Consider the following 1,325-nt stretch of genomic DNA (forward strand, 5'->3'; position numbering starts at 1 on the left):
CATCTGTGAGGCTCGCGGTGGTGGTCCTGGGTGGACTGCTGCCAGGATCGGTGCCGGTGATCAGGGCTGACTCATCAAGCATCTGGCCGCCTGCGGCGTGCCCTGCACTTGACCTGTCGTCTTGATCGCCGGCACCGGCCTGGCTCACCGTCTGGCCTGATCAGAAGCTTGCCCGCCACGCGGCGTGGCTCATCACAGATGTGCCGTAGGTGTCTCCACCCAGGCCGGTGCCAACGTCAGCCACCGCCCTCGGGAAGGAGCAACGGCCGAATGCCCATGCTCGCAGAATCGGTCGACGCCGTCATCGGCGTGGACACCCACAACGACACGCACACCGCCTGCCTGCTCGATCATGCTGGGCGGGAGATTGCGACCATCACCATCGAGGCGAGCCCTGGCGGGTGCAGCGACCTCATCGCCTGGGCCGTGCAGCAGGCGCCAGGCCCGCAGTTGATCTGGGCGGTCGAAGGCTGCCGTTCGCACGGAGCCGGGCTGCTGCGCACGCTCCTGGCTGCAGGACAGCAGGTGATCGAGGCCGGGCGGCCGCAGCGCGTCGGGCGTCGGCCAGGCGGCAAGTCTGACCCGTCCGACGCCCGTCTGGCCGCCCGCACCGCCCTGGCCGCAGGACATCACGCTCAGCCGCGTAGCGACGGCGACCGGGAAGCACTACGCATCCTGCTCGTGGCTCGCGAACACGCCAACGCCACCCGCACCGCCGCGATCAACGTGTTCAAGGCACTGCTGCTGACCGCACCCGACCAGCTGCGCGAGCCGCTGCGCCGACAGTCAACGCCGCGGCAGACAGCCGCATGCGCCCTGCTGCGCGTTCACCCCCGCCACACCCCCACCGAGAGGGTCCTGCGGCAGACCCTACGCAGCCTGGCCCAACGCATCCGCGAGCTCGACAAAGAGATCCGCGCCAACGAACGCCAACTCCACGACCTGGTCGACGCGATCATGCCCGCGCTACTGGCCGAGCCCGGCGTCGGCCCGGTCAGCGCCGCACACCTCATCATCGCCTGGTCCCACCCCGGCCGATGCCGCTCGGAGGCCGCCTTCGCCGCCCTCGCCGGCGTCAGTCCGCTGCAGGCATCCTCTGGCCGCATCACCCGTCACCGGCTCAACCGCTTCGGCGACCGCCAGCTCAACCGAGCCCTACACACCATCGTCAACTGGCGCATGATCCACGGCCACGAGCCCACCCAGCACTACCTCACCCGCCGACGTGCCCAACAGAAATCCGACGCTGAAATCCGACGCTGCCTCAAGCGCTACACCGCCCGGCACATGTTCCGGCTCATGGAAACCGCCGGAAGGACTTGACG

Annotated in this window: 1 protein-coding gene; it reads left to right on the forward strand. The window is 69.2% G+C overall.

Going from position 1 to position 1,325, the window contains the following annotated elements; genetic code table 11:
- Positions 1-270: 270 nt before the first annotated feature.
- Positions 271-1,323 carry an IS110 family transposase gene (locus tag ABZV78_RS31790; protein ID WP_355644565.1) on the forward strand — a complete coding sequence of 351 codons (1,053 nt, stop codon included), beginning with the start codon at positions 271-273 and terminating at the stop codon, positions 1,321-1,323.
- Positions 1,324-1,325: the final 2 nt, after the last annotated feature.

The sequence above is a fragment of the Micromonospora sp. NPDC004540 genome (assembly GCF_040610095.1).
GTDB lineage: Bacteria > Actinomycetota > Actinomycetes > Mycobacteriales > Micromonosporaceae > Micromonospora.

Bases quoted from the DNA above. Each gene is read 5' to 3' on its own strand.
- ABZV78_RS31790 (WP_355644565.1), top strand. From the start codon at position 271: ATGCCCATGCTCGCAGAATCGGTCGACGCCGTCATCGGCGTGGACACC.